The organism is Aeromonas sp. WP2-W18-CRE-05 (genome assembly GCF_014168615.1).
GTDB classification, from domain to species: domain Bacteria; phylum Pseudomonadota; class Gammaproteobacteria; order Enterobacterales; family Aeromonadaceae; genus Aeromonas; species Aeromonas caviae.
Map to the genome: position 1 here is coordinate 1 of NZ_AP021921.1, position 23,580 is coordinate 23,580.

The 23,580-nt window shown below is 57.1% G+C and carries 28 protein-coding genes and 6 pseudogenes; 12 read left to right on the forward strand and 22 right to left on the reverse strand.

The features are described from left to right. Window positions 1-100: 100 nt before the first annotated feature. Entirely contained in the window at window positions 101-370 is a 270-nt protein-coding gene (locus tag H7R73_RS23610) for a hypothetical protein (protein WP_182951774.1), read from the reverse strand. Between the two features lie 687 nt (window positions 371-1,057). On the opposite strand from H7R73_RS23610, the gene H7R73_RS23615 reads away from it, so the two are divergent. Next, window positions 1,058-1,486 (forward strand): ProQ/FINO family protein, encoded by a 429-nt coding sequence (locus H7R73_RS23615; RefSeq protein WP_128318468.1) that lies wholly within the window; start codon window positions 1,058-1,060, stop codon window positions 1,484-1,486. Window positions 1,487-1,558: 72 nt separating this feature from the next. Here the strand turns inward: H7R73_RS23615 and H7R73_RS23620 are convergent, their stop codons facing one another. The 7 genes and pseudogenes from H7R73_RS23620 to H7R73_RS23650 form a co-directional block, all read right to left on the reverse strand. Continuing rightward, entirely contained in the window at window positions 1,559-1,747 is a 189-nt protein-coding gene (locus H7R73_RS23620; protein WP_182951796.1) for a plasmid replication protein RepB, read from the reverse strand. 785 nt (window positions 1,748-2,532) lie between these two features. Beyond that, window positions 2,533-2,667, reverse strand: a pseudogene (locus H7R73_RS23625) (integrase core domain-containing protein); the annotation flags it as partial. A 38-nt stretch (window positions 2,668-2,705) separates the two neighbouring features. After that, window positions 2,706-3,077 (reverse strand): hypothetical protein, encoded by a 372-nt coding sequence (locus H7R73_RS23630; protein ID WP_182951776.1) that lies wholly within the window; start codon window positions 3,075-3,077, stop codon window positions 2,706-2,708. After that, window positions 3,074-3,400 carry a hypothetical protein gene (locus tag H7R73_RS23635; protein WP_000091614.1) on the reverse strand — a complete coding sequence of 109 codons (327 nt, stop codon included), beginning with the start codon at window positions 3,398-3,400 and terminating at the stop codon, window positions 3,074-3,076. The genes H7R73_RS23630 and H7R73_RS23635 overlap by 4 nt, the downstream gene beginning before the upstream one ends. Before the next feature lie 23 nt (window positions 3,401-3,423). Continuing rightward, complete coding sequence (locus tag H7R73_RS23640) at window positions 3,424-3,759, reverse strand: hypothetical protein (protein ID WP_000741275.1); 336 nt, start codon at window positions 3,757-3,759, stop codon at window positions 3,424-3,426. A 14-nt stretch (window positions 3,760-3,773) separates the two neighbouring features. Beyond that, entirely contained in the window at window positions 3,774-4,109 is a 336-nt protein-coding gene (locus H7R73_RS23645; RefSeq protein ID WP_001172026.1) for a helix-turn-helix domain-containing protein, read from the reverse strand. Beyond that, a pseudogene (locus tag H7R73_RS23650) lies at window positions 4,090-4,468 on the reverse strand (type II toxin-antitoxin system RelE/ParE family toxin). The gene H7R73_RS23645 and the pseudogene H7R73_RS23650 overlap by 20 nt, the downstream one beginning before the upstream one ends. Window positions 4,469-4,626: 158 nt before the next feature. Between H7R73_RS23650 and H7R73_RS23655 the strand changes: the two are divergent. Continuing rightward, a pseudogene (locus H7R73_RS23655) lies at window positions 4,627-4,722 on the forward strand (recombinase family protein); the annotation flags it as partial. Window positions 4,723-4,772: 50 nt separating this feature from the next. Here the strand turns inward: H7R73_RS23655 and H7R73_RS23660 are convergent. The 7 genes and pseudogenes from H7R73_RS23660 to aac(6')-Il form a co-directional block, all read right to left on the reverse strand. Next, complete coding sequence (locus H7R73_RS23660) at window positions 4,773-5,477, reverse strand: IS6-like element IS26 family transposase (RefSeq protein ID WP_001067855.1); 705 nt, start codon at window positions 5,475-5,477, stop codon at window positions 4,773-4,775. Between the two features lie 42 nt (window positions 5,478-5,519). After that, window positions 5,520-5,750: pseudogene (locus H7R73_RS23665) on the reverse strand (antibiotic acetyltransferase); the annotation flags it as partial. Between the two features lie 145 nt (window positions 5,751-5,895). Then, window positions 5,896-6,758, reverse strand: a pseudogene (blaGES, locus tag H7R73_RS23670) (GES family class A beta-lactamase). A gap of 156 nt (window positions 6,759-6,914) precedes the next feature. Then, window positions 6,915-7,778 (reverse strand): carbapenem-hydrolyzing class A beta-lactamase GES-24, encoded by an 864-nt coding sequence (locus H7R73_RS23675; RefSeq protein ID WP_059385191.1) that lies wholly within the window; start codon window positions 7,776-7,778, stop codon window positions 6,915-6,917. A 156-nt stretch (window positions 7,779-7,934) separates the two neighbouring features. After that, window positions 7,935-8,798 carry a carbapenem-hydrolyzing class A beta-lactamase GES-24 gene (locus H7R73_RS23680; protein ID WP_059385191.1) on the reverse strand — a complete coding sequence of 288 codons (864 nt, stop codon included), beginning with the start codon at window positions 8,796-8,798 and terminating at the stop codon, window positions 7,935-7,937. A gap of 156 nt (window positions 8,799-8,954) precedes the next feature. Next, the gene (locus H7R73_RS23685; protein ID WP_063860518.1) at window positions 8,955-9,818 is read right to left on the reverse strand and encodes an inhibitor-resistant carbapenem-hydrolyzing class A beta-lactamase GES-4; all 864 of its coding nucleotides are present in this window, start codon (window positions 9,816-9,818) and stop codon (window positions 8,955-8,957) included. Window positions 9,819-9,983: 165 nt separating this feature from the next. Continuing rightward, entirely contained in the window at window positions 9,984-10,442 is a 459-nt protein-coding gene (aac(6')-Il, locus tag H7R73_RS23690) for an aminoglycoside N-acetyltransferase AAC(6')-Il (RefSeq protein WP_013263788.1), read from the reverse strand. A gap of 146 nt (window positions 10,443-10,588) precedes the next feature. On the opposite strand from aac(6')-Il, the gene intI1 reads away from it, so the two are divergent. Continuing rightward, window positions 10,589-11,602, forward strand: a complete 1,014-nt coding sequence (intI1, locus tag H7R73_RS23695) for a class 1 integron integrase IntI1 (RefSeq protein WP_182951766.1) — start codon at window positions 10,589-10,591, stop codon at window positions 11,600-11,602. A 342-nt stretch (window positions 11,603-11,944) separates the two neighbouring features. Here the strand turns inward: intI1 and H7R73_RS23700 are convergent, their stop codons facing one another. Next, the gene (locus H7R73_RS23700; protein ID WP_001173919.1) at window positions 11,945-12,520 is read right to left on the reverse strand and encodes a recombinase family protein; all 576 of its coding nucleotides are present in this window, start codon (window positions 12,518-12,520) and stop codon (window positions 11,945-11,947) included. A gap of 179 nt (window positions 12,521-12,699) precedes the next feature. Between H7R73_RS23700 and H7R73_RS23705 the strand changes: the two genes are divergently transcribed. The 3 genes from H7R73_RS23705 to H7R73_RS24320 are packed head-to-tail and all read left to right on the forward strand — an operon-like array spanning window position 12,700 to window position 13,891. Next, window positions 12,700-12,951, forward strand: a complete 252-nt coding sequence (locus H7R73_RS23705) for an AbrB/MazE/SpoVT family DNA-binding domain-containing protein (RefSeq protein WP_003108276.1) — start codon at window positions 12,700-12,702, stop codon at window positions 12,949-12,951. Continuing rightward, window positions 12,948-13,343 carry a type II toxin-antitoxin system VapC family toxin gene (locus H7R73_RS23710; RefSeq protein ID WP_003159186.1) on the forward strand — a complete coding sequence of 132 codons (396 nt, stop codon included), beginning with the start codon at window positions 12,948-12,950 and terminating at the stop codon, window positions 13,341-13,343. Before H7R73_RS23705 ends, H7R73_RS23710 begins: the two co-directional genes overlap by 4 nt. Window positions 13,344-13,354: 11 nt before the next feature. After that, window positions 13,355-13,891 (forward strand): hypothetical protein, encoded by a 537-nt coding sequence (locus H7R73_RS24320; protein ID WP_003159187.1) that lies wholly within the window; start codon window positions 13,355-13,357, stop codon window positions 13,889-13,891. Between the two features lie 401 nt (window positions 13,892-14,292). Here the strand turns inward: H7R73_RS24320 and H7R73_RS23720 are convergent, their stop codons facing one another. From H7R73_RS23720 to H7R73_RS23740, 5 genes are read right to left on the reverse strand one after another with little or no spacing between them, the layout of a single operon-like run. Further along, on the reverse strand, window positions 14,293-14,511 hold the full coding sequence (locus tag H7R73_RS23720) for a hypothetical protein (RefSeq protein WP_154232916.1): 219 nt from the start codon (window positions 14,509-14,511) through the stop codon (window positions 14,293-14,295). 56 nt (window positions 14,512-14,567) lie between these two features. Next, window positions 14,568-14,888 (reverse strand): BrnA antitoxin family protein, encoded by a 321-nt coding sequence (locus H7R73_RS23725; protein ID WP_045286807.1) that lies wholly within the window; start codon window positions 14,886-14,888, stop codon window positions 14,568-14,570. Next, a complete protein-coding gene (locus tag H7R73_RS23730; protein ID WP_015060221.1) occupies window positions 14,848-15,126 on the reverse strand; it encodes a BrnT family toxin in 279 nt (92 codons plus the stop codon). The genes H7R73_RS23725 and H7R73_RS23730 overlap by 41 nt, the downstream gene beginning before the upstream one ends. A 41-nt stretch (window positions 15,127-15,167) precedes the next feature. Continuing rightward, window positions 15,168-17,837 carry a TraI/MobA(P) family conjugative relaxase gene (gene traI / locus H7R73_RS23735; RefSeq protein ID WP_182951792.1) on the reverse strand — a complete coding sequence of 890 codons (2,670 nt, stop codon included), beginning with the start codon at window positions 17,835-17,837 and terminating at the stop codon, window positions 15,168-15,170. Further along, a complete protein-coding gene (locus H7R73_RS23740; RefSeq protein ID WP_182951793.1) occupies window positions 17,827-18,138 on the reverse strand; it encodes a plasmid mobilization protein in 312 nt (103 codons plus the stop codon). Before H7R73_RS23740 ends, traI (H7R73_RS23735) begins: the two co-directional genes overlap by 11 nt. Window positions 18,139-18,461: 323 nt before the next feature. On the opposite strand from H7R73_RS23740, the gene H7R73_RS23745 reads away from it, so the two are divergent. Genes H7R73_RS23745 through H7R73_RS23765 form a run of 6 tightly spaced genes read left to right on the forward strand, consistent with a single transcriptional unit; the run spans window position 18,462 to window position 22,282 of the window. Next, the gene (locus H7R73_RS23745) at window positions 18,462-18,773 is read left to right on the forward strand and encodes a plasmid mobilization protein (protein ID WP_182951794.1); all 312 of its coding nucleotides are present in this window, start codon (window positions 18,462-18,464) and stop codon (window positions 18,771-18,773) included. Then, complete coding sequence (gene traI, locus H7R73_RS24325; RefSeq protein ID WP_232092799.1) at window positions 18,763-20,238, forward strand: TraI/MobA(P) family conjugative relaxase; 1,476 nt, start codon at window positions 18,763-18,765, stop codon at window positions 20,236-20,238. Before H7R73_RS23745 ends, traI (H7R73_RS24325) begins: the two co-directional genes overlap by 11 nt. Beyond that, window positions 20,136-21,431: a DNA-primase RepB domain-containing protein gene (locus tag H7R73_RS24330; protein ID WP_232092800.1), complete on the forward strand. Its 1,296-nt coding sequence runs from the start codon at window positions 20,136-20,138 to the stop codon at window positions 21,429-21,431. Before traI (H7R73_RS24325) ends, H7R73_RS24330 begins: the two co-directional genes overlap by 103 nt. A 41-nt stretch (window positions 21,432-21,472) precedes the next feature. Next, a complete protein-coding gene (locus tag H7R73_RS23755) occupies window positions 21,473-21,751 on the forward strand; it encodes a BrnT family toxin (protein ID WP_015060221.1) in 279 nt (92 codons plus the stop codon). Then, window positions 21,711-22,031: a BrnA antitoxin family protein gene (locus H7R73_RS23760; protein ID WP_045286807.1), complete on the forward strand. Its 321-nt coding sequence runs from the start codon at window positions 21,711-21,713 to the stop codon at window positions 22,029-22,031. Before H7R73_RS23755 ends, H7R73_RS23760 begins: the two co-directional genes overlap by 41 nt. A gap of 56 nt (window positions 22,032-22,087) precedes the next feature. After that, window positions 22,088-22,282 (forward strand): hypothetical protein, encoded by a 195-nt coding sequence (locus tag H7R73_RS23765; RefSeq protein WP_182951795.1) that lies wholly within the window; start codon window positions 22,088-22,090, stop codon window positions 22,280-22,282. Window positions 22,283-22,403: 121 nt separating this feature from the next. Here the strand turns inward: H7R73_RS23765 and H7R73_RS24505 are convergent. After that, window positions 22,404-23,454 (reverse strand): annotated as a pseudogene (locus tag H7R73_RS24505) (ParA family protein). Between the last annotated feature and the right edge of the window lie 126 nt (window positions 23,455-23,580).

Below are 23,580 nucleotides of genomic sequence, written 5' to 3' on the forward strand. Positions count from 1 at the left end.
CAACTACTGACCAGCCCATTTAGAGGATAAACACCATGTTTAAATTACTCCTAATGCAGCATTTTCCCTGAAAATTAGTGGCACACAACACCTGTTATGTTCAAGAGTTCCTTATCTGTCTCGGGGCACCCATGAAGCCAGAGGCATCCACCTCGAACCGGCTGACCCCGATCTGCTGCAGGTAGAGCACCAGGGTATCGAGCTTGCGAAAAACCCTTACCTGCTTGCTGCGCTGGGCGGCCAGGACACGTTCGGCTAGACCGTAGCGCACCAGCAGCATCCAGCCGCCAGGTTGGCCAACGGCGACCACGACACGGACGGCACCAGCCGCCACCAGTTGTACCAGGGTGGGATGGGTAATGGTTTCCATGGGGGAGATTCCAAGACAAGGGATAGTGCGGCGCAGGATGGGAGATAACACCTCGCAAAACAAGCCATCTTGCAGGCTGATAGGCAGCAAAAAGGGCGTCCGATTTAACGTAACGCCCCTTATACGCAATCACACTGTAAGCGTTGAGTTGTAATATCACTCAGTGTTGTCGGGAGTACGATAGATCTGATGCCAGAAACGCCCCGGCTGACTTGTGGGTGGCGCGTTTTCGTTATCCCTAATCGTACAATAGCGACCATAGTTTTAGTGATTGTATGGTTAGCCGTGTTGATGTCGCACTCTTGGAAAGAGCCACCATCGCGCCCAACCTTGTGATTAGGTGCTACATAAATTCCCATCCAACTCTCCTTTAGCTGCTAGCGTCACAACCCTTGTGACTACCAACAACATTTGGCCTCGCACGGAAATTTCAAGAGTAGAAAACGCCTTTTATGTTCAATTGCGATTTTTAGCGGCTAAAACGGGGCGCTGGCGGCAAACAGGCCGCCTGTATCGCGTTTTGGGGCGTTTCGACACAAGGCGGGGCATTTACTGCCTGAAAGTTTGCAACGCTTCTGAGGCGGTTTGAGGGCCGGATCCTGCGGGGTATGGTTTCGGCCTGTTTTTGCATCCTGATGGGGGTTTCGATAACTTGCCTGCAAACATCATTTCCGCAGGTATACGTCCATGCACAACACCAAGCCCCGTACAGTACTGAGTCTTAAAAAGGCCCCACCACAGCCTGAGATAACCCAAGCAGCACAACAGTCCACCGCGATACCTACGAAGAGAAAAATCCCAGCGGCTTTCCCTTGCCTACAATCGCACTGGCCCGAGCTATTCAACCTCAAACATCCCACTCCACTTAAAATCGGAATCCTAGCTCCTGTCATCGCCAGCCTGAAGCAACAGGACGAGCCTTACACCGATACTCAGATTGGGAAGGCCATTGGCTGGTATTGCCGTAGATTTGAGTACCTCAAAGCCCTCACCAATGCTCCTCATCGAATGGGGATTGATGGCAACACATTCCCCATCAGCGACCAAGACCGCCAAAACGCGATGAAACAAATCAAGGCGCGCATCAAAGAGGCTAGATCCTGCCCCAAACGATGAACTCCCAAACGAGAGCGACTAGCGCAGTCTGTCGCGCCTCGTTCGGGAGTCGGCAAGCGCAGCGCGGCAGCCTTAACGACTGCTTAGATCCACCTCGATGCGGCGAAAACCGATGGTGTGCGCCGTGTTAACCCCTGCATCGATGGTCTTAAAGACCCGCCAGCCTCCGCGCTGGCGTTCCAGCACTTCCGTTTCTGCATTGCGGCCAAACTTCACCAGGTGAAGATGGTAGCCGGCACCCATCGGGGTCGGGGCGATCACCGCCTTGGCAAAGCCCCCTTGTTCAAATACCCACTTCGCTTGATCTCTTCCATATCAAAAACCTGTTTTGATGATTCATATCTACGTTATGACACCAACGCAGCCAAACATCAAATTATAATTACGAAGCATCAAATTCTAATTTTGATTGGCGTTACTCAGGTTCGTAGAACCGCACTCGGGTTTCAAAGGGGCGACCCTTTGGCACGCCGATAGGATGCAGGCACGCCGACGGTACAAACGCAGTTTGTATACGCTCGGTCTCGTGCCTGTATACAGTCGGTGTCGTGCCTGAAGGCAGTGAATCATGTTCTAACGGGCGGGCGGTGGGATACAAAGAGACACAAAAAAGGACACACACCACAAAGCACAGGACACAAAGAGGCACATAAAAGGGCAAAAAATCAGTTAGTTGGACACAAAATAGGGCACGCAATGGGGCACATTCAAGACTAGCGGGGTTATATGAGGGAGATCCAAAAGAAAGTGTCCATAGGGAATGAAAAAACAGCTCAACCGCCAAACCCTACAGACCCCTACAGAACCCCTACCGTTCACCCACAGAACACCTACTGCATACCTACGGAATACCTACAGAATGGATGACAGGTGACGAGCCCACAAAAAGACCCACAAAATAACCCACACACACACCAAGCGACCCACACATTGCCCCACAAAAAGACCCACAGAATCGGATACCAAATTGATGAATCAAAAAACGAATTTGAAGAGCATTCCAGAGGAGTGGATTTGACCCCATAGGTCCAGACACTTTTTCCCGCTTAGGGTTGTGATACCCGACTGCGCAGAAATTCCCGTGGTGAACGGTATCCCAAGGCGCTGTGCGGGTGGTGCTCGTTATAATGCTCAAACGCGATAGCCAAATTGCCTACCGCTGTTCGGCTATCCGGTTTTGGGGTTGTAAGCCGGAAACCCAGAAATTTCCGTCAGCCGATCAACATGGCTTGTCTCGCGCTTGGTCGATGAGTTCCTGCATCGCCCGCATGACTTCTTCGTGGGTGTACGACTTGGCGTTGGGGTCGTCGGCCTCTCGGAGAGCTTCCTCGACCTCGCGGGTCATCCGCGCATATTCTTCCGGCCACAGCGCTTGCTCCATGCGCAGCGACGCCTGCCCAAGCAGGTGCAGCAGGCCGAACAGCCGCATGTCATTGGTGGCGACGACGTGCTCTCGAATCCGCTCCTGGATCACCTCGCAGGCCCGATGCGCCTCTGGCGTCGCCGTGCCCTCGTAGCCGGCTGGGAGTTCTGCTTCTTCAGCGATTCGCTCCCAAGCGATAGCCAGCGCCTCGATGGTGGACAGGTTCATTTGCTCATCCACTTGCGCAGCAGACGCTTTTTCAGGGAGGCGCGCTCTTGCGGATTGCGTCCCTTGTGGTTGGCAATGCGATCCGCCGTGGCGGCCTGGCGCTTGATGGGCCAGTAGGAGCGGCCATCCTTACCCATCGACCAGACGTTGCTGACCTGGTTTTCCAGTAGAGGCAGATGGGCGCATAGAGCTTCCGGCGACGCGCTGGCCAGCGCGGTGCGCTCGTGAGTTCGCCAGCGCTGATGCCAGAGTTTCTTGTCCTCGCGCTCGCTACGGCAGGTCGTGTGCCCAACGATGGGCGTTTTGCGGCGGCTGCGGCTCATGATGTGGTTGTCTCCAAGAACATTCAGGACAGGCTTTCTGGGTAGAGCGCCGTCAACCGGGACAGGGTTTCTTGCACTTGTTCCAGCGAGGTCATCAGATGATCAACCTGATCCTGAAGATCCACGGCGAGATCAAATAGCTCAGCCACTCGGCTGCGTGATCCCTCGTTGAACGCGGCCATTGCCAGTTGATGCAGCTTCAACAGGTCGGTGCGCAGTTGCGGAGGTGCGCCGTCTGCGCTGTCATTCAAATCGCCGCGCAGCACGTCCACGGCATCGACTGCACGCAGCAGTGCCGTGGTATCGAAATTCTCGGGAGTCAGTTCGTCCCATTCGTCGTCGGTGATGCGGGCTGCCATCAGGAGGGCTCCGATTAAGCGGTTGCGAGCGTTAGATGCCCGATCGGCTCGGCTGCTGGCCGTACCTTGATTTCGATGTCGTAGCCGAGGCGATTCAGACAATCCATCAGCTTGCGTTCGGATAGATTGGTGAAGTCGCCGCGCATCATGCCCGACACCTTCGGTTGCGGGATGCCCATGCGTTTGGCCGCCGCTTGTTGAGTCAGCCCAAGGGCGCGCATGGCCCTCCTGATCTCGACCACCAGGCCGGTCTTGATCTTGAGCTTTTCAGCGTCAGGCAGTCCAAGGTCGGCAAAGACGTTGCCCGAGCTGCGCTGAACCTCGACGCCTTCAATGATTCGTTTTTGCATTTCGTAGCTCCTGTGCCAATACCTCGGCCACCTTCAGCCGAGCGCGGATGATGTCCATGTCGGCCTTTGGCGTGGCGATTCCGCTCTTGCTCTTCTTCTGGAAGCAGTGCAGGACGAACACCGCTTCCGCAAACTTGACCGTGTATACCGCTCGATAGGTGCCGCCGGCATCGTCTTCGACGACCTCCAGCACGCCGGCACCACCGAACCCCTTGAGCACCTTTGCTGCGTCATCCTGATCGCCTATCTGCGCCAACGAGAGCGCGTAACCGAAACGGCGACGCACGTCGGACGTGCAACGCCATCAAATCCTTGTGGCTGCTCGCGATCCATTCGAGCGGTTTTTCTTTGTTTGTCATGACGGAATTTTATACCTGTTCAGGTAATGATGTAAACGCGGCAACCTCAAGGAGGTGTCGTAAAACATTTGTTTTGCGACAGGCTGTCAGCCGCCGCTGTGCTACCTGTGCAACACCCCCTCAAAAATGTACGGAAAACTCTATCGCTATTCACTATTATGCGGAAACCTGTTTTTGATGGTTATCCGCCTATGTTGGTTGGCTACATGCGCGTGTCGTCGGACTCCGACCGCCAGAGCACGGACTTGCAGCGGCACTGTTGCAAAGTTAGCGATGAGGCAGCCTTTTGTCTTATTCAAAGGCCTTACATTTCAAAAACTCTGCTTACCAGGCGCATTTCGCCCAGGGGATCACCATAATAAAATGCTGAGGCCTGGCCTTTGCGTAGTGCACGCATCACCTCAATACCTTTGATGGTGGCGTAAGCCGTCTTCATGGATTTAAATCCCAGCGTGGCGCCGATTATCCGTTTCAGTTTGCCATGATCGCATTCAATCACGTTGTTCCGGTACTTAATCTGTCGGTGTTCAACGTCAGACGGGCACCGGCCTTCGCGTTTGAGCAGAGCAAGCGCGCGACCATAGGCGGGCGCTTTATCCGTGTTGATGAATCGCGGGATCTGCCACTTCTTCACGTTGTTGAGGATTTTACCCAGAAACCGGTATGCAGCTTTGCTGTTACGACGGGAGGAGAGATAAAAATCGACAGTGCGGCCCCGGCTGTCGACGGCCCGGTACAGATACGCCCAGCGGCCATTGACCTTCACGTAGGTTTCATCCATGTGCCACGGGCAAAGATCGGAAGGGTTACGCCAGTACCAGCGCAGCCGTTTTTCCATTTCAGGCGCATAACGCTGAACCCAGCGGTAAATCGTGGAGTGATCGACATTCACTCCGCGTTCAGCCAGCATCTCCTGCAGCTCACGGTAACTGATGCCGTATTTGCAGTACCAGCGTACGGCCCACAGAATGATGTCACGCTGAAAATGCCGGCCTTTGAATGGGTTCATGTGCAGCTCCATCAGCAAAAGGGGATGATAAGTTTATCACCACCGACTATTTGCAACAGTGCCAGAAGCCCCGCTTCCGATGGAGCAAAAGCTGCCGATGATTAGTTTGTCAACGTCATCACGGTCTGGGAGCAAGTATCGTGCGCAGTCATCAAATGAATGCCCGTGATAGTAACCAGAGTAGTAGCTGTACCGACCAACTTTGATGTTGCGGTTAGTCACTTGCTCTGAAAGTAGTTTCCCTTTGAAGGGACTGTCAAAGTAATTTTCCATAAGAGATCGCAAAAATTTATTCTGCCGTCTAACACCTGAGTTAAGCCGCGGTGCGCAGTGGCAAGCGGCGTGCGAAGCTTAGCGTAGCACGCAAGCGCCGCCACGAAGCAACGTCGGCTTGAACGAATTGTTAGACGGGCGTCAACTATTTGTCCGTGCTCAGGATGAGTTGTGTAATAACTTGACCGACAGAGGCAACTAATTCGTCACGTTCTACGGCCGATAGTTTCGGGGCCGTTGTATACACCGCTACAGCGTAATCTCTCTCCTGGGCTTTAAAAAAACCAATGTCGTTCCGGCCCCCGTTGGCGCAGGTACCAGTTTTCTCTCCAACAACCCAATCTTTAGGAAAACCCGCTCGTAGTGTCGCGTCTCCCGTTTGGTTTCCGATCAGCCACCTCTCAATGGTGTGGGTCGAGGTGGACGTCAGTGCGCCGCCATAGAGGACTTTAGCCACAGTACGTGCCATAGCAATAGGCGTAGTTGTATCTCTGAGGTCGCCAGGTGTGTTGTCGCTCATCTCCGGCTCTTTCCGGTCTAGCCGACTCACAGAGTCGCCAATTTTACGAAAATACTGCGTCATTGCAGCAGGTCCGCCAATTTCTCTCAGTAAGAGGTTAGTAGCCCCATTGTCGCTAAGCTGCACCGCAGCTTGCGCTGCCTCGAGAACCGTCATGTGTCCCGATGCTAGAAACCGCTCCGCGGCAGGAGACCATTCGACGATCATGTCCGGCCCATATGAAAGTTTTCGATCCCCCGCTCGGTGCCTGAGTCAATTCTTTCAAAGACCAGCGCGGCTAGCGGAAACTTGAACGTTGAGCACATTGCAAAGCGCTGCGCCGTTCGGTGGCCCGCGACGATCTCTCCTTGGGGATCGACGATCGCAACACCGATCTGAGCTGCTTTTTCGCGCTCTAGCTTCTCAAGATCGGTCTTGAAGGTTAATTTTTCCGACGCATATGCAGAGTGAGCGATCCCTGCCAGTAATAGTGCGTGAATGAAGCGCATGGTGATCCCTTGAGATGGAAATTATCTTTGTACGCCCGTCTAACGCCTGAGTTAAGCCGCGGTGCGCAGTGGCAAGCGGCGTGCGAAGCTTAGCGTAGCACGCAAGCGCCGCCACGAAGCAACGTCGGCTTGAACGAATTGTTAGACGGGCGTCAACTATTTGTCCGTGCTCAGGATGAGTTGTGTAATAACTTGACCGACAGAGGCAACTAATTCGTCACGTTCTACGGCCGATAGTTTCGGGGCCGTTGTATACACCGCTACAGCGTAATCTCTCTCCTGGGCTTTAAAAAAACCAATGTCGTTCCGGCCCCCGTTGGCGCAGGTACCAGTTTTCTCTCCAACAACCCAATCTTTAGGAAAACCCGCTCGTAGTGTCGCGTCTCCCGTTTGGTTTCCGATCAGCCACCTCTCAATGGTGTGGGTCGAGGTGGACGTCAGTGCGCCGCCATAGAGGACTTTAGCCACAGTACGTGCCATAGCAATAGGCGTAGTTGTATCTCTGAGGTCGCCAGGTGTGTTGTCGCTCATCTCCGGCTCTTTCCGGTCTAGCCGACTCACAGAGTCGCCAATTTTACGAAAATACTGCGTCATTGCAGCAGGTCCGCCAATTTCTCTCAGTAAGAGGTTAGTAGCCCCATTGTCGCTAAGCTGCACCGCAGCTTGCGCTGCCTCGAGAACCGTCATGTGTCCCGATGCTAGAAACCGCTCCGTGGCAGGAGACCATTCGACGATCATGTCCGGCCCATATGAAAGTTTTCGATCCCCCCGCTCGGTGCCTGAGTCAATTCTTTCAAAGACCAGCGCGGCTAGCGGAAACTTGAACGTTGAGCACATTGCAAAGCGCTGCGCCGTTCGGTGGCCCGCGACGATCTCTCCTTGGGGATCGACGATCGCAACACCGATCTGAGCTGCTTTTTCGCGCTCTAGCTTCTCAAGATCGGTCTTGAAGGTTAATTTTTCCGACGCATATGCAGAGTGAGCGATCCCTGCCAGTAATAGTGCGTGAATGAAGCGCATGGTGATCCCTTGAGATGGAAATTATCTTTGTACGCCCGTCTAACGCCTGAGTTAAGCCGCGGTGCGCAGTGGCAAGCGGCGTGCGAAGCTTAGCGTAGCACGCAAGCGCCGCCACGAAGCAACGTCGGCTTGAACGAATTGTTAGACGGGCGTCAACTATTTGTCCGTGCTCAGGATGAGTTGTGTAATAACTTGACCGACAGAGGCAACTAATTCGTCACGTTCTACGGCCGATAGTTTCGGGGCCGTTGTATACACCGCTACAGCGTAATCTCTCTCCTGGGCTTTAAAAAAACCAATGTCGTTCCGGCCCCCGTTGGCGCAGGTACCAGTTTTCTCTCCAACAACCCAATCTTTAGGAAAACCCGCTCGTAGTGTCGCGTCTCCCGTTTGGTTTCCGATCAGCCACCTCTCAATGGTGTGGGTCGAGGTGGACGTCAGTGCGCCGCCATAGAGGACTTTAGCCACAGTACGTGCCATAGCAATAGGCGTAGTTGTATCTCTGAGGTCGCCAGGTGTGTTGTCGCTCATCTCCGGCTCTTTCCGGTCTAGCCGACTCACAGAGTCGCCAATTTTACGAAAATACTGCGTCATTGCAGCAGGTCCGCCAATTTCTCTCAGTAAGAGGTTAGTAGCCCCATTGTCGCTAAGCTGCACCGCAGCTTGCGCTGCCTCGAGAACCGTCATGTGTCCCGATGCTAGAAACCGCTCCGTGGCAGGAGACCATTCGACGATCATGTCCGGCCCATATGAAAGTTTTCGATCCCCCCGCTCGGTGCCTGAGTCAATTCTTTCAAAGACCAGCGCGGCTAGCGGAAACTTGAACGTTGAGCACATTGCAAAGCGCTGCGCCGTTCGGTGGCCCGCGACGATCTCTCCTTGGGGATCGACGATCGCAACACCGATCTGAGCTGCTTTTTCGCGCTCTAGCTTCTCAAGATCGGTCTTGAAGGTTAATTTTTCCGACGCATATGCAGAGTGAGCGATCCCTGCCAGTAATAGTGCGTGAATGAAGCGCATGGTGATCCCTTGAGATGGAAATTATCTTTGTACGCCCGTCTAACGCCTGAGTTAAGCCGCGGTGCGCAGTGGCAAGCGGCGTGCGAAGCTTAGCGTAGCACGCAAGCGCCGCCACGAAGCAACGTCGGCTTGAACGAATTGTTAGACGGGCGTCAACTATTTGTCCGTGCTCAGGATGAGTTGTGTAATAACTTGACCGACAGAGGCAACTAATTCGTCACGTTCTACGGCCGATAGTTTCGGGGCCGTTGTATACACCGCTACAGCGTAATCTCTCTCCTGGGCTTTAAAAAAACCAATGTCGTTCCGGCCCCCGTTGGCGCAGGTACCAGTTTTCTCTCCAACAACCCAATCTTTAGGAAAACCCGCTCGTAGTGTCGCGTCTCCCGTTTGGTTTCCGATCAGCCACCTCTCAATGGTGTGGGTCGAGGTGGACGTCAGTGCGCCGCCATAGAGGACTTTAGCCACAGTACGTGCCATAGCAATAGGCGTAGTTGTATCTCTGAGGTCGCCAGGTGTGTTGTCGCTCATCTCCGGCTCTTTCCGGTCTAGCCGACTCACAGAGTCGCCAATTTTACGAAAATACTGCGTCATTGCAGCAGGTCCGCCAATTTCTCTCAGTAAGAGGTTAGTAGCCCCATTGTCGCTAAGCTGCACCGCAGCTTGCGCTGCCTCGAGAACCGTCATGTGTCCCGATGCTAGAAACCGCTCCGTGGCAGGAGACCATTTGACGATCATGTCCGGCCCATATGAAAGTTTTCGATCCCCCCGCTCGGTGCCTGAGTCAATTCTTTCAAAGACCAGCGCGGCTAGCGGAAACTTGAACGTTGAGCACATTGCAAAGCGCTGCGCCGTTCGGTGGCCCGCGACGATCTCTCCTTGGGGATCGACGATCGCAACACCGATCTGAGCTGCTTTTTCGCGCTCTAGCTTCTCAAGATCGGTCTTGAAGGTTAATTTTTCCGACGCATATGCAGAGTGAGCGATCCCTGCCAGTAATAGTGCGTGAATGAAGCGCATGGTGATCCCTTGAGATGGAAATTATCTTTGTACGCCCGTCTAACGCCCGAGTTAAGCCGACTTGCGTAGTGGAGCCAAAGCCATGGCAAGCTTTTTCTGCCATGGCTTTGGTGTAAGGAAGCAAGTTCGGCTTGAACGAATTGTTAGGCACCAACGCGGCGCCCCTCACAACGGTTTCCGGAAGCAGCGTACTTGAGCAACCTCCGTGAATCCAGCCGCCAGGTGCGCCGAGGTGCTTGCGCTGTTGGTAAGTTGAGTGTCGGAGGCGAATTCGGTGCATCCGCGACCACGAGCCCAATGCTCGGCGGCTTTTACCAGAGCTACACCTACGCCCTGACGCCGCGCACTTGGCACAACGTACCAACCCTCCAAGAACGCAACGTTGCCGGAGTAGCACTCCTCCGCATACGGGCGGATCGAAAGCTCGGCAAACCCTAGTGCTTCTCCGTCGGGTGCTACAGCAATGAGGACAGCAGCAGGCCGGGCGACTTTTCCGGACAGAAATTCTGCGATCTCTGACTGGTGCTCTTGACATGTGCCATCTGGCCACAGCTCACAGCGCATGCTTAGCCAACTGGCCGAATCGGTAGTTTCAACAGGCCTGACGAGCGGCGAACTATCCATTGGTGCCTAACTTTGTTTTAGGGCGACTGCCCTGCTGCGTAACATCGTTGCTGCTCCATAACATCAAACATCGACCCACGGCGTAACGCGCTTGCTGCTTGGATGCCCGAGGCATAGACTGTACAAAAAAACAGTCATAACAAGCCATGAAAACCGCCACTGCGCCGTTACCACCGCTGCGTTCGGTCAAGGTTCTGGACCAGTTGCGTGAGCGCATACGCTACTTGCATTACAGTTTACGAACCGAACAGGCTTATGTCAACTGGGTTCGTGCCTTCATCCGTTTCCACGGTGTGCGTCACCCGGCAACCTTGGGCAGCAGCGAAGTCGAGGCATTTCTGTCCTGGCTGGCGAACGAGCGCAAGGTTTCGGTCTCCACGCATCGTCAGGCATTGGCGGCCTTGCTGTTCTTCTACGGCAAGGTGCTGTGCACGGATCTGCCCTGGCTTCAGGAGATCGGAAGACCTCGGCCGTCGCGGCGCTTGCCGGTGGTGCTGACCCCGGATGAAGTGGTTCGCATCCTCGGTTTTCTGGAAGGCGAGCATCGTTTGTTCGCCCAGCTTCTGTATGGAACGGGCATGCGGATCAGTGAGGGTTTGCAACTGCGGGTCAAGGATCTGGATTTCGATCACGGCACGATCATCGTGCGGGAGGGCAAGGGCTCCAAGGATCGGGCCTTGATGTTACCCGAGAGCTTGGCACCCAGCCTGCGCGAGCAGCTGTCGCGTGCACGGGCATGGTGGCTGAAGGACCAGGCCGAGGGCCGCAGCGGCGTTGCGCTTCCCGACGCCCTTGAGCGGAAGTATCCGCGCGCCGGGCATTCCTGGCCGTGGTTCTGGGTTTTTGCGCAGCACACGCATTCGACCGATCCACGGAGCGGTGTCGTGCGTCGCCATCACATGTATGACCAGACCTTTCAGCGCGCCTTCAAACGTGCCATAGAACAAGCAGGCATCACGAAGCCCGCCACACCGCACACCCTCCGCCACTCGTTCGCGACGGCCTTGCTCCGCAGCGGTTACGACATTCGAACCGTGCAGGATCTGCTCGGCCATTCCGACGTCTCTACGACGATGATTTACACGCATGTGCTGAAAGTTGGCGGTGCCGGAGTGCGCTCACCGCTTGATGCGCTGCCGCCCCTCACTAGTGAGAGGTAGGGCAGCGCAAGTCAATCCTGGCGGATTCACTACCCCTGCGCGAAGGCCATCGGTGCCGCATCGAACGGCCGGTTGCGGAAAGTCCTCCCTGCGTCCGCTGATGGCCGGCAGCAGCCCGTCGTTGCCTGATGGATCCAACCCCTCCGCTGCTATAGTGCAGTCGGCTTCTGACGTTCAGTGCAGCCGTCTTCTGAAAACGACACCACCCTGCCCTTTCCCTGGCGTTTTTTGTCGCGTGTTTTAGTTGCATGAAATAGAATACTTGCGACTAGAACCGGAGACATTACGCCATGAAAGACAAGAGCGCCGCCTGTCGTTTTCAGAAGGCGACTGCACGAAATATCAGGAGTCGGCTGCACTGCCAGAACTGGCCGCCTGCAAGGCAGCGTAGAGAGCGGTTTTTCCTACCTTGAGGCGTGCGGCGGCCTCGCGGACATTCAAGCCGTTGGCGACAAGCTCCCGCGCTCGTTGCAACTTGTCGGCAGTGACAACCGGCTTGCGTCCGCCTTTGCGCCCGCGTGCGGCGGCAGCGGTCAACCCGGCCTTGGTGCGCTCGCGGATCAGGTCGCGCTCGAACTGGCCCAGCGCACCGAACACATGGAAGATGAGCCGTCCGCCCGGCGTGGTGGTGTCGATGTTTTCAGTCAACGAGCGGAAGCCGACGCCCCGTGCTTCCAGCTTGCCGACCGTCTCAATCAGGTGCGGCAGGGAGCGGCCAAGCCGATCCAGCCGCCAGACGACCAGCACATCGCCATCGCGCAGATAAGCCAGCGCATCGGCCAAGCCGGGCCGGTCTGCCTTGGCCCCGGATGCCGTGTCCTCGAAAACCCGTTCGCAGCCTGCATTGCGCAGCGCATCCGTCTGCAAGGCGGTGTCCTGTTCCGCCGTCGATACCCGCGCATAGCCGATGAGTGCCATTTCCGCCCATTTGTCCGTTATACCGTCCGCCTATCTTATTGTCCGTCATCCCGTTGCGCAAGATGTTTTCGGACAGGCGTCCGGTTTGGCCGCCTAATGATCGTTTGACGGACATTGACGGTAAGGCATTTTTGCATTACTATGTGAAGCATCAACCTTGATTGCGAGGGCAAACCACCATGACCACATTGACCGTTACCGCACGGGGACAAGTGACGTTTCGGAAGGACGTACTGCAACACCTCGGCATCAGGCCAGGCGACAAGATCGAGCTGGACTTGTTGCCAGACGGTCGGGGCGTGCTCAAGGCGGCACGGCCCGCAGGGACGATAGCCAGCTTTGTCGGCCTGCTCGCGGGCAAGACGCAGAAGGTTGCCACCATCGAAGAAATCAACGAGGCGGCGGCGCAAGGCTGGGCAGGTAAGCAATGAAGGTCGCAGTCGATACCAACGTCCTTGTGCGTGCGGTTGTGCGTGACGATCCCGCACAAGCGGACGTTGCCGCCGCAGTCTTGACCGACGCCGAGTTGATCGCGGTCGCGCTGCCGTGCCTATGCGAATTTGTTTGGGTGCTGCTGCGTGTCTACGGCTTCCAGCAAGCCGACGCGGCCAGCGCGATCCGGGCACTACTGGCCGCCGCGAATGTGGAAGTGAACCGGCCTGCCGTGGAGGCTGGCTTGCTGGTGCTCGACGCGGGCGGAGACTTTGCCGATGGCGTCATTGCCTACGAAGGCAACTGGCTTGGCGGGGAAACCTTCGTTTCCTTCGATAAGAAGGCGGTGGCACTTCTCACGGCGCAAGGGCAATCAACGCGCCTTTTGTGACGGACATGAGCATGAACGAATTCCGCCGACTGGCCGCGAAGATCGACCAACACATGCAGCAGCTTGCCGCCCAGGGTGTCAGCGAGGCCCATGCCATCATCAATCGCATGATGGGGTACGGGCCTGACCTGCACAGGATTTGGGTCGGCACATCCGATCAGCAGCTCATGGCGCTGTCCCGCGAGTTCCCAGGGTTCTACCGCTACGCCCGCATCATGGAAGAGGCATCCGAAGCCGAGCGCCGCAAGGCTTCGCGGCCCTATGACGGCATGGCCGAGTTCTCCGAACAGCACAAGCAAATGGGCGCGCAACTGCTGACCACGGCGGCCACGCTTGAGCGTGGCTACCAGGCGTTTCGTGCGAGCGGCAGTCTCCAAGACTTCCGGCCTCAGCTCGACGAGCTGGGCCGCCTGCATCGGCAATGGCTGTCCGACCTGGAAGCCTTCAAAGACTCGCTGCGCACGCAGGGCGCAGAACCCAAGGTGCTGGAATACGTGAACGAGGCTTTCGGCCGCCTGGCCGAGCGCATCAAGCAGCTTGCCGGTTGATCGCCGGAATTTTCGGCGGTTCCGGCTTTGTCGCGCCGTGCACAAGAGTTCTGAGCAATTCCGATCTCTCGCGGCGCTTCGTGCATAGAACTTCTGACCGTTCCCGGTCAGAAGTTCTATGCACACACGGCGGCCAGCCCAGTGAACTGGTGCAGTCGCCTTCTGAAAACGACAGACAGGGAAAAACGCCGACTGTTCATCAATCCACCGTTTGCTGAACACTTGCCGGGTTACGATGAAACACCAACAAATGCCGCTCACTGCCTGCCCTGCCACGCCTTCACGGCCTCGGCCTGCGCCTGTGCCGCATATCCTTCATCGAGACTGCCGAAGGTGTCCGCCGCTACCTCGTCCATTAGGGTCTGCAAGGCCGTGTCGGCACTATCCGCTTGCGCAACAAGTTAGGCCTGTCGGCGGGCTTCCATCGCTGCCTCGGCGGCTTGCAAGTCCTCTCGGTCTTGCAGTTCCTCCACGATGTTTTCGCGCCAAGTCGCATCACTGCCCGCCTCGTTGCATAGCTCGCTGAGACGCTGCGCGGCATCCTCTGAACGAGCAAAAAGCCGCGCACATCGCAGGATGCGGGCGGCTTCTTCCGGGTTGCCTCTGGCTTGGTCGAACAAGAGCATTTCGCCCACGGCGGCGAGGGCTTCAAGCTAAAGCTGCTTGTCGTCGCCGCTCATTTCGCGTGCGCCTTGTGCGCCTCAACGTAGGAGCGCAAAACAGCATTCATGCGCGACTGATAACGCTTGCCGGTGTGCTTGAAGAACTCCAACACTTCGGCATCAATGCGCAGCGTGATTTGCTTCTTGGTGTGGGGCAATTGCTCCGCTGCCTTCATCCAGACAGCATCAGGCAGATAGGGTGCATCGCTATAGTCGATCTGCTCATCCGGCATCGAGGCCACGGCATCCAGTCGCGCCTTCTGCTCGGCGCTCAACTGTGGCGGCTTCTTGAGGTCAAGAGTTCGCTTCACGATATTGCTTTCTTTCGTCGGCATTTGCTTTCCTCGCAGAGATAAGGCGGATGGTTTCCTCGTGTCGGACGGTGTAGACCACATACAGGACAGCCGAGTAGGCAAGCCCAATCGTTGCCCAACGATCTTCCCCGTAGTCCTCGCGTCCGTCGTAGGCTTCAACCCGCCCGGAGTCGTAAAAAACAAGCTCGGCATCCTCGAAGGAAACGCCGTGCTTTTTCAGGTTTCGTGCCGCTTTATCGGCGTCCCATTCAAGTTCCATTGTGTTCTTATTGTAGCGTCTTTTTGTAGTTACATCAAGTCTTATCGACTCATGCCGGGTGAGTTGTCGCGCTCGATCTTCTGCGCCTTGGCCTGCTCCTGCTGGCGCTGCGGCTCGCGGCCTTCCAGCTTCTCCCACTGCTGGCGGTACTTCCCAAGCTCGGCGGCTTGGCGGTCGCCTGCGGCGCTGTAGGCATAGCGGGCGGTGCGCTGCGCGTAGTCGTTCCAGTCGCGCCCCTCGTCCTTCTGCCGGGTGGCCGGGGCGCACTGGCGGATAGCGCCCTCGATGGCGGCTTGATCGTGGCCGGTAACGCGCATCCGCACGGCAATCATGGAATCCACGCGGGACAAGTCCACCTCGCCGCCACGCTGCCGCTTGATCACGTCGCGGTAATGCCGCTGGTAAGCGTCGATCGCGCTGCCGCTGGCCGCTGCAAGCTCCAAGGCGGGCTTGGCTTTGCTGCGTTCTGGCTGCTGCGCCTTCAAGGCGGCCTGACGCTGATACTCGGCGTCGATCTGGCTGGACAGGGCCAGCGCCTTGACGCACTCGCGGCGCTCGGCCTTGAGCAAGCGCACTTCGGGATAGCTGCCGTCCTCGCGCTGGTGCTTGGGCTTGCGATTCTCGTAGCCGGGTGCGCGGTGCGGGTGGATGGCTCCCGATAGCTTCGGGTCGCCGTATTCACGGTTCAGGGCATCGCTCAGCCGGTTGCCCACGTCCTTGTCGTGGGCCGTCCCCAGCTTCGGCACGGTGATGATGGCCTGATAGTTGCCGGGGCTTGATTCCAGCACAACGGCGGGCCGGTAGCCGTCACGGATAAGCCGCTCCAGCTTCTCCCGGTTCATGTCGTCGATGAGGATGTGATGCTTCTTGTCCGATAGTGGCGTGTAGTAGAGGTTTTCGCCCCGGCGCTGTAGGCGCAGCATCTCCGGCGTGCGCTGCGCGATCTCCTGCGGTGTGAAGCCCCGCGTGATGCCGTCCTTCTTGTCGAGGATGAAGGTTTGCTTCCTTCCGTCTGCCTGCATCTTGATGGACGTTACCCGGTAACGCTCTGCGCCTACCGCTTCCGCGTACAGCTCAAACTGCTTTAGCTGCTCCGATTTCATCGCCTGCGCCCTCTCCTGCTGTATCCGCTGCCGCTCCTGCTGGATGCGCTCCTGAAGCTCAGGATTCGTGATCTTGAAACCGTGCTCTGCTGCTAACTTCGCGCACATGGCCTTGTATTCGTCGTTCCCGGTTACGGTGAAGCTGCCCCACTTCTGCGCCGATAGCTGCAAGGCGGCAAGCGTGCTGTCCCGGTTGCGCCAGTCGTGAATATCGATGCTTTTTCCCTTGTCCACGAAAGACACACCCCCGCCCGCCCCCGCTTCTTCCTTCCGGCTGTAATGCACCTGCTGGCCCACGATTTCAGGCTGATAGGCGCGGATGTCTCGCGGCGTCGGCGGCTCGCCGCTCGCGCCCTCGATGCGCTGCGGCTCGCTGGCGCGGTGCCGCCACTGCTCGGCAAGCTCCGGGCTTTTCTGCATCCGCTGCCACTGCTCCAGGTCGGGATAGGGCCGGAACTGCTGCCGCCACTGCTCGCGCTGCTTCTGGTGCTTCTCTTTCAAAGCGGCTTTCTCTGCGGCCTGCTCGGCGGCAATCACGCTGCGCATGGCGTTGAGCACTTCGCCCTTGCCTTTCCAGTTGCCGCGCATGAGTTCATCGCGGCGGGCCTTCTGCTGCTCGGCAAGCTGCTTGCGCTCCTGCTCCTGCTGCTTGTCCAGTGCCAGCTTGGCCGCGTTCTTTTCCGCGTAGTGCGCCTTGCGCCCGGCGATGTAATCCTTCCAGCCCGGCACGTCTGGCTTGATCGGCTCTGGCTCGCGCTGTGCTACCTGCTGACGCTGCGGCGGCGGCTGGTAAGCTCCGAGTCGCTTTTGTAACTTGGATAGGCTCGCGTCCCGGTCTGCGCTGCTGGCCTTCACGCCAACATCACCGACAAAGAGCGTCGCCCCGCTGCCGGTTTTCTCGTAGCGCATCCCCTTGGCTGCTAACTCGCGGTGCAACTGCTCCCACGTCTGCGCCTTTTTGATGATCGGCGCGCCGTCCTCAATGGCGATGCGTTCGGCGGATTTCTCCCCGGTGCGGTTTTCCATGTCGCGCTTCGGCTGGGCTGGCTGGCGCGGCTTGTCCTTGTCGATGTGCTCCCGGCCTAACTCACCATTCTCCAACACCTGATAGCGCCCGTTTTGCTCACGCTGCCAGCCTTGCGCGTGCTCGATTCGTGCTATCGCCTTGTGCGCTGCCTCAATGTCGAAGCCGTTATTGATCTTCACCACCTTGAGCGTTTCAGGATGCACGCGGTTGATGGCAAGGTGCAGGTGCAAGTTGTCCGTGTCGGCGTGCAAACCATAGATGGCTTGATGGTCTTTAACACCTAGCTCATCCATGAAAATGCTTACCGCTTCTTCGACCTGCTCCGGGCTGGGCTGCTCGCCTTCTCGCCAACTCATGATGTAGTGATTGACCGGGTTCTTGCTGCGCACGGATTCAGCGGCAAGGGCTACCATTTCTTCACGCTGTGCGGCGTGGCCGTCACAGAGGAAACCGCGCCCGTTGGCGTACAGCACCTTTTCATCCGGGTTCTGGTTGTGCGGCTCGCGGATGTAGTCGGCCAAGTCGCGGATGCTCCCCGTCTTGTGCTTGGTTTTTGAGTTCGGCACCTTCTTAACGATCACGGCTCAACCTCTCGATGTAGGCTTTCACTGCCAGCAGCGCCCCGGCTGTGTCCTTGCTGTAAACGCCTCCGCTTTCGTTGTGAATGTGCTTCAGCAATCCACCGATGCGCCGTAGCTCTTTGAGCATCACGGCGTCGGCATTGGCAACGATGGGCCTGCCGAAGTAACGGCGGCGGACAAGCTCGGACATGCTCAACCCGGCAAGGTCGGCATCCTCCTTCAAGCGGGCCTTCTCCGCTGCGGTCAGCCGCACATTGATGACGGCGTCCAGCGGTCCCGGCCCCTGCGTTTCAAATGGCATCGTGTCTCCTTCTCGCCGGGGCGCGGCGGGGGTGTGTCTTGGACAGTAAGAAGCGAAAGCGCCGCACTGTCCGGGGTCAAGGGGCGCGCCCCTTGCAGGATGAGCCAGACCGTGAGAAGCGAAGCGCCGAATGGTCTGGCGTCCGTTGGAACCACATGGCTTCGCCACGTGGTTCCAACGGACGCCAGACCATTCGGCGCTTCGCTTCTCACGGTCTGGCTCATCCTGCAAGGGGCGCGCCCCTTGACCCCGGACAGTGCGGCGCTTTCGCTTCTTACTGTCCAAGACACACCCCCGCCGCGCCCCGGCGAGAAGGAGACACGATGCCATTTGAAACGCAGGGGCCGGGACCGCTGGACGCCGTCATCAATGTGCGGCTGACCGCAGCGGAGAAGGCCCGCTTGAAGGAGGATGCCGACCTTGCCGGGTTGAGCATGTCCGAGCTTGTCCGCCGCCGTTACTTCGGCAGGCCCATCGTTGCCAATGCCGATGCCGTGATGCTCAAAGAGCTGCGCCGCATCGGTGGGTTGCTCAAGCACATTCACAACGAAAGCGGAGGCATTTACAGCAAGGACACAGCCGGGGCGCTGCTGGCAGTGAAAGCCTACATCGAGAGGTTGAGCCGTGATCGTTAAGAAGGTGCCGAACTCAAAAACCAAGCACAAGACGGCGAGCATCCGCGACTTGGCCGACTACATCCGCGAGCCTCACAACCAGAACCCGGATGAAAAGGTGCTGTACGCCAACGGGCGCGGTTTCCTCTGTGACGGCCACGCCGCACAGCGTGAAGAAATGGTAGCCCTTGCCGCTGAATCCGTGCGCAGCAAGAACCCGGTCAATCACTACATCATGAGTTGGCGAGAAGGCGAGCAGCCCAGCCCGGAGCAGGTCGAAGAAGCGGTAAGCATTTTCATGGATGAGCTAGGTGTTAAAGACCATCAAGCCATCTATGGTTTGCACGCCGACACGGACAACTTGCACCTGCACCTTGCCATCAACCGCGTGCATCCTGAAACGCTCAAGGTGGTGAAGATCAATAACGGCTTCGACATTGAGGCAGCGCACAAGGCGATAGCACGAATCGAGCACGCGCAGGGATGGCAGCGTGAGCAAAACGGGCGTTATCAGGTGTTGGAGAATGGTGAGTTAGGCCGGGAGCACATCGACAAGGACAAGCCGCGCCAGCCAGCCCAGCCGAAGCGCGACATGGAAAACCGCACCGGGGAGAAATCCGCCGAACGCATCGCCATTGAGGACGGCGCGCCGATCATCAAAAAGGCGCAGACGTGGGAGCAGTTGCACCGCGAGTTATCAGCCAAGGGGATGCGCTACGAGAAAACCGGCAGCGGGGCAACCGTGTTTGTCGGGGACGTTGGCGTGAAGGCCAGCAGCGCAGACCGGGACGCGAGCCTATCCAAGTTACAAAAGCGACTCGGAGCTTACCAGCCGCCGCCGCAGCGTCAGCAGGTAGCACAGCGCGAGCCAGAGCCGATCAAGCCAGACGTGCCGGGATGGAAGGATTACATCGCCGGGCGCAAGGCTCATTACGCCGCAAAGAACGCGGCCAAGCTGGCACTGGACAAGCAGCAGGAGCAGGAGCGCAAGCAGCTTGCCGAGCAGCAGAAGGCCCGCCGCGATGAACTCATGCGCGGCAACTGGAAAGGCAAGGGCGAAGTGCTCAACGCCATGCGCAGCGTGATTGCCGCCGAGCAGGCGGCAGAGAAAGCAGCCTTGAAAGAGAAGCACCAGAAGCAGCGCGAGCAGCACCGGCAGCAGTTCCGGCCCTATCCCGACCTGGAGCAGTGGCAGCGGATGCAGAAAAGCCCGGAGCTTGCCGAGCAGTGGCGACACCGGGCCAGCGAGCCGCAGCGCATCGAGGGCGACCGCAGCGAGCCGCCGACGCCGCGAGACATTCGCGCCTATCAGCCTGAAATCGTCGGCCAGCAGGTGCATTACAGCCGCAAGGAAGAAGCGGGGGCGGGCGGGGTGTGTCTTTCGTGGACAAGGGAAAAAGCATCGATATTCACGACTGGCGCAACCGGGACAGCACGCTTGCCGCCTTGCAGCTATCGGCGCAGAAGTGGGGCAGCTTCACCGTAACCGGGAACGACGAATACAAGGCCATGTGCGCAAAGTTAGCAGCAGAGCACGGCTTCAAGATCACGAATCCTGAGCTTCAGGAGCGCATCCAGCAGGAGCGGCAGCGGATACAGCAGGAGAGGGCGCAGGCGATGAAATCGGAGCAGCTAAAGCAGTTTGAGCTGTACGCGGAAGCGGTAGGCGCGGAGCGTTACCGGGTAACGTCCATCAAGATGCAGGCAGACGGCAGGAAGCAAACCTTCATTCTCGACAAGAAGGACGGCATCACGCGGGGCTTCACGCCGCAGGAGATCGCGCAGCGCACGCCGGAGATGCAGCGCCTACAGCGCCGGGGCGAAAACCTCTACTACACGCCGCTATCGGACAGGAAGCATCACATCCTCATCGACGACATGAACCGGGAGAAGCTGGAGCGGCTTATCCGCGATGGCTACCAGCCCGCCGTCGTGCTGGAATCCAGTCCCGGCAACTATCAGGCCATCATCACCGTGTCGAAGCTGGGGACGGTCCATGACAAGGACGTGGGCAACCGGCTGAGCGATGCCCTGAACCGCGAATACGGCGACCCGAAGCTATCGGGCGCTATCCATCCGCACCGCGCACCCGGCTACGAGAACCGCAAGCCCAAGCACCAGCGGGAGGACGGCAGCTATCCCGAGGTGCGCTTGCTCAAGGCCGAGCGCCGCGAGTGCGTCAAGGCGCTGGCTCTGTCCAGCCAGATCGACGCCGAGTATCAGCGGCAAGCCGCCTTGAAGGCGCAGCAGCCCGAGCGCAGCAAGGCCAAGCCCGCCTTGGAGCTTGCAGCGGCCAGCGGCAGCGCGATCGACGCCTATCAGCGGCATTACCGCGACGTGCTCAAGCGGCAGCGGGGCGGCGAGGTGGATTTGTCCCGCGTGGATTCCATGATTGCCGTGCGGATGCGCGTTACCGGCCACGATCAAGCCGCCATCGAGGGCGCTATCCGCCAGTGCGCCCCGGCCACCCGGCAGAAGGACGAGGGGCGCGACTGGAACGACTACGCGCAGCGCACCGCCCGCTATGCCTACAGCGCCGCAGGCGACCGCCAAGCCGCCGAGCTTGGGAAGTACCGCCAGCAGTGGGAGAAGCTGGAAGGGCGCGAGCCTGTACGCCAGCAGGAGCAGGCCAAGGCGCAGAAGATCGAGCGCGACAACTCACCCGGCATGAGTCGATAAGACTTGATGTAACTACAAAAAGACGCTACAATAAGAACACAATGGAACTTGAATGGGACGCCGATAAAGCGGCACGAAACCTGAAAAAGCACGGCGTTTCCTTCGAGGATGCCGAGCTTGTTTTTTACGACTCCGGGCGGGTTGAAGCCTACGACGGACGCGAGGACTACGGGGAAGATCGTTGGGCAACGATTGGGCTTGCCTACTCGGCTGTCCTGTATGTGGTCTACACCGTCCGACACGAGGAAACCATCCGCCTTATCTCTGCGAGGAAAGCAAATGCCGACGAAAGAAAGCAATATCGTGAAGCGAACTCTTGACCTCAAGAAGCCGCCACAGTTGAGCGCCGAGCAGAAGGCGCGACTGGATGCCGTGGCCTCGATGCCGGATGAGCAGATCGACTATAGCGATGCACCCTATCTGCCTGATGCTGTCTGGATGAAGGCAGCGGAGCAATTGCCCCACACCAAGAAGCAAATCACGCTGCGCATTGATGCCGAAGTGTTGGAGTTCTTCAAGCACACCGGCAAGCGTTATCAGTCGCGCATGAATGCTGTTTTGCGCTCCTACGTTGAGGCGCACAAGGCGCACGCGAAATGAGCGGCGACGACAAGCAGCTTTAGCTTGAAGCCCTCGCCGCCGTGGGCGAAATGCTCTTGTTCGACCAAGCCAGAGGCAACCCGGAAGAAGCCGCCCGCATCCTGCGATGTGCGCGGCTTTTTGCTCGTTCAGAGGATGCCGCGCAGCGTCTCAGCGAGCTATGCAACGAGGCGGGCAGTGATGCGACTTGGCGCGAAAACATCGTGGAGGAAGCTGTCCGCAAAGCGCTGGAAGAAGACGAACAGAGCTAGCGAAACGTAGCGGACAGCCAGTGAGCTGACGTCCATCCAACAGGCAGCAAAAAGGGGCATCCGTTTACCGTAACGCCCCTTTATGTTCAACGAAGATAATCTTGCTAAAAATGCTCAACCATCACTCAATTGCAGCAACTAGATCCCTTATGTTTGGATATTGCTTGTCAAGCTGAGCTTGGTTTACAACTATATTTTACCTAGAACATTTTAGTTCCAGACGTAAGTCTGGATATTGGAATCCCATTAGCCCCTGAGACTACTGATGCCGTATTTGCATCATTCACCTCATATTGGAACATAGCTTTAAAACTTCGTTATTATTTGGTGTAGCCGTCCCATTGGGGTGGACACAGAATAGATTTGCACTACTTTGCCAAACCCCATATATCTCTTCGCCAATTTCATTCACAACGGTTTTGAATGCAGTCGCCGAGGAATTATTCATTTGTGTTAATCGTACCTACATACATGTAGATCTCAGGGAATGACATTCTATACTTTGAGTATTCAGAGTGAACTCTGACAACTGTTGACCTTGCCCTCTAGTAATCCCAAAAACAAGCGATAGCACTGCCTTTACCGCCCGCTTTGATGATCCATCAGCAGAGAAGGGGATGATTAGTCTGTCGGATGAAGACAACGCAAGCTCAGTGTAGATAGAGAAGCTAGGGTTACAGTCAATGAAAACTGTAAACGGCTCATGATTCCAAGAGTTACCAATATCATTAATTAAATCACTGATCCAAGAGTGAACTACTCGCCACGCATCCTGCGGGCCAGGGAACGTAGCTGACACAACTCTGGACGATTGAATTTCGAGTTGCTCATCACCGACGACAAGATATAAATTATCGGGCACGTATTGGTTATGTCTAGAAACCTGAGTCACATACCTCATCCCAGTGTTCGGGTTTACATAAGGACTTAAAATCCTGTCTTCCACATAACCGGATATAGTATTCTAGGCATTACTGAATGGATGGCATTTAGAACTCGCTCACCGTTAACCATACCACCAAGAAGCATCGATGAGGAGTTGGCTTGTGGGCAAAGGTCTATAACCAGAACTTTTTTGTCTGGATTCTGGATTGCATACTCTGAAGCGATCTGGAAAGTTAGGTAACTTTTCCCAACGCCCCCTTATTGTTCCATATGGAATAAATAGCCATTTTTCATCCACCACTCTTTTAAACGATTGGCTCTATGCTAGAGCAAACAATCACATTACTGGTAAAAATCTTGCTAGCGATCGCGCTATGGTTTCAGCATCAGACGGCTATGTTACTGAACTTCAA